Raw genomic sequence first — 9083 nt, 5'->3', positions numbered from 1 at the left:
TCCAGGCGACCAGGTCGGCGTTGGGCGCGATCGCGGCCGTGGGGTCGATCTGGAGCAGCGTCAACTGCCGTACGACGGCGTGCAGTTCGGTGGGCCGGTGCGCGTCGAGGAGCTGGGCCTGGACAGCGATACGGCGGGCTTCGGCGCGGGTGAGTTCATGCATGGAGGCAGTCTCCCCGGGCTCGGCCGATTCCGCGCTGAGCAGCCGAGCACCTGAACACCTGAGTCCCGCGACTTGGCTACGGCCTCGACCGCACCTCGCGTTGCAATCGAGAACGCCAAGGTGTGAGGATGCCGCCATGGTTGACAACGGGGGGAGTTCCTCGCTGCCCGCACAGGCGCGAAGGTCACCGTTTGCTGATTATGCGGACATGACCACGCCGGGATCGAGCAACTCGGATACGTCCACGCCGGACTGGCTCAAGCCGGCCGTCCTCGGGGAGCGTGCCGGTCCGGCCGCCCAGGGCGCGGTACCGGCGCCGCCGCCGGCCAAAGCACCGAGGCCACCTCGGGGTCCTCCTCCCGAGGACCCCGAGGTGGCCGCCCGCAGACAGGCGTTCGCGAAGCTGTTGGACGAGTTTCGCCGCACGGCGGTCCTGGTCCCGCTCGGTGACGGACCCGGCCCGGACGAGGAACGCGGCCTGCTCACCGCGGACTTCAACGGTATCCGCTTCATCCTCGCCTTCTCCGATGAACAGGCCCTGGCTCGCTACGCCCGGGCACGCGGCGCGTACGCCCGTGAGTGGACGTACCAGTCGATCCTCGGCGCCCGGTTGCTGGACGTGGCGGTGCCCGCGGCGGGAGTGCCGTGCGGGGTGGCGCTGGACTGCGCGGACGGACCGGACGGAATGGTGTTCCCGCCGGTGCGAGGGATCGTGCCGGACGAGGTGGCGCTCGACGGTGATGACGGCACCCCGAGGGATGTGGCATGAGAAGGGACACCGACGGTCAGGGCAACGGCGGCGAGGACCTCAAGGCGGAGGGTCTGGAACTCATCGCGAAAGGCCTGACCGAGGCGCTCGGTGAGCTCAGGGAACTGGGCATGGTCGGTGTGGCCGGGGCCGGGCGCGGCTTCAACGACATCGGCCTGTCCGGACTCGAGCTGGGCAAGGACGACGTGACGGACGCGTTCGGCTCCTTCTGCACACGCTGGGAGTGGGGCGTGCGCACCCTGATCAACGAGGGGAACAAGTTCGCGCTGGGCGTCGGCCTGTCGGCGGGCACGTACTACGAGACCGAGCAGTACGTCGAGGGCACCTTCAAGGTCGTCGCGAACGCGGCGATCGGCAACCCGTACGCGTCCGAGGACGAGGTCACCCGGCAGAGCTGGGGCGACATCTACAACTCCGGGATCTACAGCGGCAACACGGACTTCAGCGCCGACTCGTGGAAGCAGGCGAACGAGAACGTCGAGCAGGGCTGGAAGGACGCGGGCCGGGACGTGATGACCTCGTCCACGATGGGCCCGATGGGCCTGAACCCGCAGAACCTGCACGGCACGTTCGGGGTGTCCGACACCGAGTACGAGCAGTGGCTGGACAGCACCTTCGGCCCCTCCGCCGAGGAGCGTGCCCAGGCCGCGCGGCAACAGCAGGGTGCGCAGGGCGGGGACGGCGGCTGATGGGCCTCGGGGATCTCGTCGACGACGTCAAGGACGGCCTCAACTCCGGTCTGAAGGCCGGCGAGGATCTGATCGACGCGGGCGAGGAGAAGCTCGGCGAGGCCGTCGACTACGGCAGCGACAAGCTGGGTGACGGCCTCGACTACGTCGGTCTGGACAAGGCCGGTGACTGGGTCCACGAAGCGGGCGATCAAGTCGCCGCGGAGCTGGGCGCCACCCCCAGTGAGCAGCGCCTGGGCCACACCGACGACCCGACCGAGCTGGTGCACGGCAACCCGGGGAAGGTCCGGGAGAGCGCCAAGCACCTGAAGGACTTCTACACCGCCTTCGACCATGTCGGGCAGGGCATGAAGAAGGTGAGCTCGCCGGGGTGGAGCGGCGAGGCCGCGGACGCCTTCCGCAAGAAGTTCGAGATGCACCCCACCAAGTGGCTCCAGGCCGCCGATGCCTGCGAGGACGCGGCCACGGCCCTGGACTCGTACGCGGACACCATCAAGTGGGCGCAGGACAAGGCCCATGAGGCCATCGACCTCTACAAGCGGGGCACGAAGAGCTACGAGACCGCGGCCGACGCGTACAACAGGAAGGTCCGCGCCTACAACGCCAAGGGCCTGACCGGCGAGGACCCCGGCCCGAAGCCCGAGCCCTTCGACGAATCCGTGGGCAAGGCCGACATGAACAGGGCCGCGGACATCCTTGAGGACGCCCGCCGGGGCCGTAACGAGGCATCGGCCAGGGCCGCCGCCGCGATCAAGGCCGCCCTCGCCCACGCGCCCGCCGAGCCGCCGCCGCTGGACCGTATCCAGGACGACGTCACCGACGGCTTTCAGGCGTACCACATGGAACTCGCCCACGTCGGCGGAGGCGTCCTCAAAGGCACCGCGGGCCTGGTCAACTTCGCCCGCGGCCTCAACCCGATGGACCCGTACGCCCTGACGCACCCGGCCGCGTACTACCAGAACGTCAACATGACGCTCGCCGGGCTGGTCTCCACCGCCGCCCACCCCGAACGTGTCGTCCAGGCCGCCGTCGACGGCTTCAAGAAGGACCCCTCCGAGTTCATCGGCCGGCTCATCCCCGAACTCGTCGGCACCAAGGGCGTGGGCCTGGCCAAGGGCGGGCTGCGGCTGGCGATGGAGGAGGGCGCGGAGGGTGCCGCGTCCACCCTGGCGTCCAAGGGGGTGCGGTACGGGGAGGACCTGAGCAGGACGGGCGTGCACGCGGACTCGGTCGAGTCCGGGATGGCGCAGAAGTTCCTGGACGACCAGCATCCGTCGCTCGATCACCTCAACGACGGCCTCCAGGACGCCCAGAAGCTCTCGAAAGAGGAATTCTCCCAACTCAGCACCGAACAGAAGCACGCGGCGGCCTCGGCCGAACTGTATGACGGGGCGCTCACGTTCCCGGACAAGGACGCGGCGATTTCTTATGGAAGGGATGTCTGGAACGAATATGCGGACAATCTCCCCGAATCAACAAAGAAGTCGCTTCTGGACTATACGAATGAGTTGGGTGATCCGAATCCCAAGAACGCCACCTACAACGAAATGAACGGGTACCTCCGCGGCAACGCCGACCTGGGTACTCCGGACGTCCTCCGGAATATCGAGAACACGGACAAGGCGCTGGCCGGAACCCCGGTGCCGGAGGATCTCACGGTGGTTCGCGGACAAGGTGTCGGCTATCTGGGGGCTGATACACCCGCCGACCTCGTCGGCAGAAAGATCACGGACGAGGGCTACATTTCCACCTCGCTCGGTGACAACGGTGCCGTGCCCGCATACGCGAGCAAGGAAGGCATTTTGCACCTCCGGGTCCCTGCTGGAACTCCGGCACTCTGGGTGGAGAATGTCGGCACGTTCGGTATGGGCGAGCGGGAGCTGCTCCTCGGACGCGGCACCTCGTACGAGGTGACTCGCGCCTTCCTGGAGAACGGCCAGTGGCACATCTACGGCAACGTCCTGCCGAAGTAGCGGAAGAGGAAAGCTCAGATGAACTCCGACCATGACGCCAAGCCCCGCTTCGTCAAGCGAACGACCAACCCTCGCATCCACGAGGACGACGGGGCGGGCCTCATCGTCTCCGGGGGGCCGCCGCGCTACGCGTTCCGGACCAGCGGTCCGGTGCGCTATGTGGCTGTGGCCGACAACGGGAACGACCTGCTCGGCTACCTGTGGTTCAACGACGAGGACGAGGCGGCGAGTTGGGTCCCGATCAGGAAGAGGGGCGACGACGGCGTCAATCTGGGCGCCGTATGGACGGGCCGACTTGAGCCGGCCAAGGCCCGCGGGCTCACGCCGTCCCAGGCGGTGACCGAGCTTGTCGAGCAGTGGCCTTCCGCCAGTTCGTCGCACATTGTCGAGGGTCCTCTCGCCGAGGCCACGAGCTTGCAGGCGCTCAGGGAACTCGCCGGCCACCCTCTTGTGGAACGCGTCAGATGGTCCGCCGCCGGCTCCCTCTTCGGTCTGGCCATCGGTGACGCCATGGGCTACCCCACCGAGTTCCTGAACATGGCGCAGATCACCGCGAAGTTCGGCCCGTGGCGCGAGATGGGCCTGCCCCTTTCCGACGGTGACATCGTCCGGGTCAGCGACGACACGCAGATGACCCTGGCCGTCGGCGAAGCACTGGTGGAAGCGAGCGCCGGCACCCCCACCCCCGGAACCCGACGGATCCGAGGGACCCGAGACCCGGCCGCAGCCGCTACGGCTCTCACCCCGGCCACGGTCGAAGCCGCCCTGCGCAAGCACTTCGTGGCCTGGCTGCACGACCCGGACAACAACCGCGCCCCCGGCCAGACCTGCCTCACCGCCTGCACCAACCTGGAACGCGGCCTGCGTTGGCAGGACGCCACCGTCCTCGGCTCCAAGGGCTGCGGCGCCAACATGCGCGTCACGCCGGTCGCCCTCATCCCCGGCCTGAGCGCCGAACAGCGGGCAGGAATCGCCCAGTTGCAGGCGGCCCTGACCCACGGCCACCCCACCGCGCTGGCGGCGAGCGACCTCACCGCCCACGCCACGTGGCTCCTGGCACACGACTGCCCCATCGCCGAACTCCTCCCCCGCCTCCGCGCCTACGCGCAGGAGTCCCGCCACACCTACCACGCCGACTGGCTGGGCGACCTGTACGCCAAGGCGGGCGCCCCCGACCCGGCGGCGTTCATCGCCTTCGGCTGGGACGAGTGCCTGCGCGCCCTGGACACCGCGGCCGCCGCCCTGCGCGCCAAGGACTCGGACCTGGACCCGTCCGAGGTGGTCGGCGCCGGCTGGGTCGCCGAGGAGGCCCTCGCCACCGCCCTGTACTGCTTCCTGGTCGTCGGCGGCCACGCACGCGCATCGGTCATGCGCGCCTCCCACTCGTCCGGCGACTCCGACTCGATCGCGGCTCTGGCCGGAGCCTTCGCGGGGGCCAAGCACGGTCTCCTCTACTGGGTACCGGAGTGGCGCGACGCCCTGGAGTACAAGGACCGGATCAGCAGGCTGGCCGCCGTATGGGACGACGCGGCCTGACCCGCGAAGGACGGACGACGGACGGAGGCAGACGGATGACGGTCGCCGCGGACCCTGCCCAGCGGGCAACCGCATGGCTCGGCGAGCTCTACGGCGGGCTCGTCGAACTCGCCGTTCCGCACCCCGTGTACGAGACGAACACGGCCTGGTTGATGGCCTGCCGCACCCTGCGCCAACCCGGCTTCCCTCGCACACCGATGCTGGCGGCCTCCGTCGTGGTCCCCAAGATCGGCGGCCACCCCTTCCACCCGGCATCGAACGCGCCCCTCTCGGACCTGGAACCGGTACCGCCGGAGGCTGCCGCGCGCAGGGTCACCGGCCAGAACCGCAGAATCAACGCCCGCGGCGGTGTCACCGCCGTCCACACCATGATCGAGGGCAACGCGTCGGTCGCCCTGCCCTGGAACCCGTCCCATGAGGCGCCCGGCTGGTGGAGCCGACTGAATCGCCGCTACTTCCCGCGCTTCGAACACGTACCCGTCGACGACTGGACCGCCATCGTCCGAGCCGTCCGGGAGCCGGGTCCGGGCACCTGCGGCGTGGTCTGGGTACGGCGAGAGATCGGCGGGCAGGAAGCGACCGGAAACCTGATCCATGTGCACAACTACCGAGGGCAGGCGGTGTTTCTGGACGGGGTCACCGCGGCTCTGGCCCGGCTCGACACGCAATCGGTGCGGGAACTGGTTCTTGTAGTACGGCAACTGCCCTGATCCGCTCAGCCCTTACCCACCACGAACTCGCACCACACCGCCTTCCCCGGCGCCCGCTCCCCCACCCCCCACTTGTCCGCGACCACGGACACCAGCAGCAGGCCGCGGCCGTTGTCCGCGTCGAGGTCCCGGTACGGGGTGTTGACCTTGCGGAGGTCGCCCGTGCCGCTGTCGCGGACCTCGACGCGGAGGACTCCGTCGGGGTGGATGCACAGGCGGAGGGCGTAGCCCCGGCCCGGCGGTGCGCCGTGCAGGATCGCGTTCGTCGCCAACTCGCTTACGCAGAGCAGTACGTCGTCGGTGCGGGCGGTGGCGGACCAGTCCGTGAGGGTGGTGCGGGTGAACTCGCGGGCCAGCGCGACGGAGCGGCGGTCGCGGCGGTAGAACGCCTCGCGTGTGTGGGTTTGTTGGAGTTGTTCGTCCATGGGGCCACTGTCACAGGCAGTCACTATCGTGGGTCAGTGAGTGAGGTCGTATTTCGTTTCTCTACGACCTCACTACGACGACTTCGGGTGTGCGCGGGGGAAAGGGACACGCATGCAATCGGCTAAGAGGCCCAAGAAGGTCGGTACTTGGCAGGCGGTCGGCGGGCTGGTCGCCCACTTCCGGAGGCAGGCCGGGCTCACCCAGGAACGGTTCGCCGAGATCGCGAACCTTCACATCGACACGATCAGGTCGTACGAGCAGGGGAGGCTTGCGCTCCAGGATGACAGGGCGACCCAGTTCGATGAACTGCTCAGTACGGGCGGGGCGTTGTTCGCCCTCGTGAGTAAGTTGCCGATGCGGGAGCGGATGCCGACGTTCGCGCAGGGGCTCGTCGACCTGGAGCAGGTGGCCGTCAGCATCCTTTCGTACCAGACACAGATGGTTCCCGGTCTGCTTCAAACCGAGGACTACTGCCGCGCGTCCTTCGAGACCCGTTTTCCGCGATTCGAGGATGAGACAGCGGAACAGTGGGTGTCCTCTCGCATGGAGCGGCAGAACATCTGGCAGCGCAAGCAACCACCGTTCGGGCACTTCATCCTGGAGGAGTCGATCCTGCGGACGGCTCTCGGTGGGCCGGAGGTCATGCGGGCGCAGATCCATAAGTTGCGGGAGGCCTGCGACCTCGTTCATATGGGGATCCAGATCATGCCCATGGGGCGGGTGCCGCACGCCGGTCTCGCGGGACCCATGATCCTGTTGGAGACACCCGCCCACGAGCACGTCGTCTATCTAGAGGTACAACGCGCGAGCTTCCTGGTAGACGATCCGGACGAGGTCAGCGTCTATCAACTGAAGTATGGAATGCTGCGGTCACAGGCCCTCTCTCCTGAGGAGAGTGCGTGCGTCCTGGACAGACTGCTAGGAGAGTAATGAACACCGCAGCACGGCAGCCCCTTCCTTCGGATGATCTGGCGTGGTTCAAGTCCAGCTACAGCAGCAATGAAGGCGGCGACTGCATCGAAGTTGCCGCCCACCCCGCCGCCATCCACGTCCGGGACTCCAAGGTGTCCGCCGGGCCCATCCTCACCGTCTCGCCCGGCACTTGGACCACGTTCCTCGACACCGTCACGCGTCCCGCAGTCTGAACGCCGCTCCCCCGACCGCCAACAACCCCACCGCGTACGCCGCCAGTACCCCGAGCCCCGGCCAGAGATCCGTCGGCAGGCTCGTCGGCACGGGGCCCCAGTGCTGCAAACGGTGGCGCCAGGTCGGGGAGTTGAGGAGCTGGGACAGGAGCGGGACGACGTAGAGGACGCCCAGGCCCAGGGTGATCGCGCCGCTCGTGTCGCGGAGCAGGGTCGCCAGGGACAGGCCCAGGAGCGTCACCAGGACCAGGACGAGGATCGAGCCGCCCGCCGCGCGGAGCGACGCGTCGGTGTTCGGTGGGGTCGGGAGGATCAGGCGGGCCAGGCCCAGGGAGGCCAGCACCGACAGGGCTCCCGCCAGTGCCGTCAGGGCTGACAGGGTCGCCGCCTTGCACGCCAGTACCCGCCATCTGCCGGCCGGCATCGCCGTGAGCGTCGTGCGGATGGTGCCCGTGGCGTACTCCGCGCCGATCGACAGCGTGCCCAGGACCAGGCAGATCGCCTGGCTCAACTGGATGCCGCTGAGGCTCAGTTTGACCGTGTTCGGCGCGTGGCACGGGGACGGGCAGATGCGGGTCGTGACCGACGAGGCCGCCGCCGCGCCGATCGCCGCCGTCAGGACGACCGTTGCGGCCAGGAGCCACCAAGTGCTGGGCAGCGTACGGAGTTTGGTCCACTCGGCGTGCAGGGAGCGCAGCCACCTCACGCGTCCCGCCTCCTTACCGTCCAGGCCGCCAGCAGGAGCGCCGCCGCCGTATAGGCCGCGAGGACCGCCAGGCCGTTGTACGGGGAGAGGGGGTAACAGCCGCTCTCCGGGAGGCAGTTGTGCGCGACCTGGGGGTAGTACGTCTTGCCCTGCTGGATCGCGAAGGCCGCCGCGGGAGTCACTCGTAGGAGCCATTGCGCCGCCGGGAGTGGGAAGGCGAAGGAGAGGATCTGCGGGAGGATCACCAGGACCACGACGGTCGCTATCGTGCCGGCGCTGTTGCGCAGGACCACTCCCAGGGACAGGGCGAGGACCGCCACCAGGGACAGGAGTACCGCGCTGCCCACCACCGCCCGCAGGGACGGGTTCTCCAGGAGGGACAGGTCCGGGAACTCGGGGGGCTTGAAGCCGTTGGCGTGCAGGGTGTGTTGGGCCAGGGTGTAGCCGATCGCCGTTGCCGGCAGGCCCGTTGTGAAGGTGATCGCTGCCGTCACCGTCGCCTTCGCCGCCAGTACCTTCACGCGGGACGGGGTCGCCGTGAACGTCGTACGGATCAGGCCCCGTTTGTATTCGGTCGTCACGAAGAGCGTGCCGAGGGCGACCATGAAGAGGAGGCCGACGAAGACGCCCTGGAAGCTCATCTGGATCGTGTCGGGGCTGTTCTCCTCGGGGGCGATGTCTCCCGAGCCGGTGAGAGTGTAAGTGCCGGTCGCGGAGATCCGGGTGTCGGTCTGCTGCGCGTTCCCGGCGTTCGGGGCGTCGGCGTCGGGGGCTCCGATGTCCGTGCTCGTCCAGGCGGTGTCGGTCGACGTGCCCTGGAGCGTGAGGTGGTCGAAGGTTCCGGTGACCGTGCCGTGGCCCGCCCGCTCGCTCGTGCCGCCGAAGGAGCGCTGCACGATGTCATGAGCGGGAGTCCCCAGCAGCAGCCCCACCTGAACCGTCCGCCCCAGCCCCCCAACCCCCACC

General features: G+C 68.6%; 9 protein-coding genes and 1 pseudogene. 7 read left to right on the top strand and 3 right to left on the bottom strand.

Going from position 1 to position 9083, the window contains the following annotated elements; genetic code table 11:
• The first annotated feature begins 371 nt into the window (after positions 1 to 371).
• From JHN63_RS44420 to JHN63_RS44400, 5 genes are all read left to right on the top strand, one after another.
• A complete protein-coding gene (locus tag JHN63_RS44420) occupies positions 372 to 932 on the top strand; it encodes a hypothetical protein (RefSeq protein WP_200690815.1) in 561 nt (186 codons plus the stop codon).
• Entirely contained in the window at positions 929 to 1621 is a 693-nt protein-coding gene (locus JHN63_RS44415; RefSeq protein WP_200690814.1) for a hypothetical protein, read from the top strand. Before JHN63_RS44420 ends, JHN63_RS44415 begins: the two co-directional genes overlap by 4 nt.
• Positions 1621 to 3594, top strand: a complete 1974-nt coding sequence (locus JHN63_RS44410) for a putative T7SS-secreted protein (protein WP_200690813.1) — start codon at positions 1621 to 1623, stop codon at positions 3592 to 3594. Before JHN63_RS44415 ends, JHN63_RS44410 begins: the two co-directional genes overlap by 1 nt.
• A gap of 450 nt (positions 3595 to 4044) precedes the next feature.
• The gene (locus JHN63_RS44405) at positions 4045 to 5130 is read left to right on the top strand and encodes an ADP-ribosylglycohydrolase family protein (protein WP_307782135.1); all 1086 of its coding nucleotides are present in this window, start codon (positions 4045 to 4047) and stop codon (positions 5128 to 5130) included.
• Between the two features lie 35 nt (positions 5131 to 5165).
• Positions 5166 to 5840 carry a toxin glutamine deamidase domain-containing protein gene (locus JHN63_RS44400; RefSeq protein WP_200690811.1) on the top strand — a complete coding sequence of 225 codons (675 nt, stop codon included), beginning with the start codon at positions 5166 to 5168 and terminating at the stop codon, positions 5838 to 5840.
• A 5-nt stretch (positions 5841 to 5845) separates the two neighbouring features.
• Here the strand turns inward: JHN63_RS44400 and JHN63_RS44395 are convergent, their stop codons facing one another.
• Positions 5846 to 6265: an ATP-binding protein gene (locus JHN63_RS44395; RefSeq protein WP_200690810.1), complete on the bottom strand. Its 420-nt coding sequence runs from the start codon at positions 6263 to 6265 to the stop codon at positions 5846 to 5848.
• Positions 6266 to 6377: 112 nt separating this feature from the next.
• Here JHN63_RS44395 and JHN63_RS44390 point away from each other — a divergent pair, with 112 nt between their 5' ends.
• Positions 6378 to 7196, top strand: a complete 819-nt coding sequence (locus tag JHN63_RS44390) for a helix-turn-helix transcriptional regulator (RefSeq protein WP_200690809.1) — start codon at positions 6378 to 6380, stop codon at positions 7194 to 7196.
• On the top strand, positions 7196 to 7411 hold the full coding sequence (locus JHN63_RS44385; protein WP_200690808.1) for a DUF397 domain-containing protein: 216 nt from the start codon (positions 7196 to 7198) through the stop codon (positions 7409 to 7411). Before JHN63_RS44390 ends, JHN63_RS44385 begins: the two co-directional genes overlap by 1 nt.
• Here JHN63_RS44385 and JHN63_RS44380 read toward each other — a convergent pair.
• Positions 7392 to 8117, bottom strand: a complete 726-nt coding sequence (locus JHN63_RS44380) for an ABC transporter permease subunit (RefSeq protein WP_200690807.1) — start codon at positions 8115 to 8117, stop codon at positions 7392 to 7394. The genes JHN63_RS44385 and JHN63_RS44380 overlap by 20 nt on opposite strands.
• Positions 8114 to 9083 (bottom strand): annotated as a pseudogene (locus JHN63_RS44375) (ABC transporter permease subunit); the annotation flags it as partial. The gene JHN63_RS44380 and the pseudogene JHN63_RS44375, both read right to left, overlap by 4 nt.

Source organism: Streptomyces sp. MBT65, from assembly GCF_016612545.1.
GTDB lineage: Bacteria > Actinomycetota > Actinomycetes > Streptomycetales > Streptomycetaceae > Streptomyces.
This window is presented reverse-complemented; position numbering and strand designations above follow the sequence as displayed.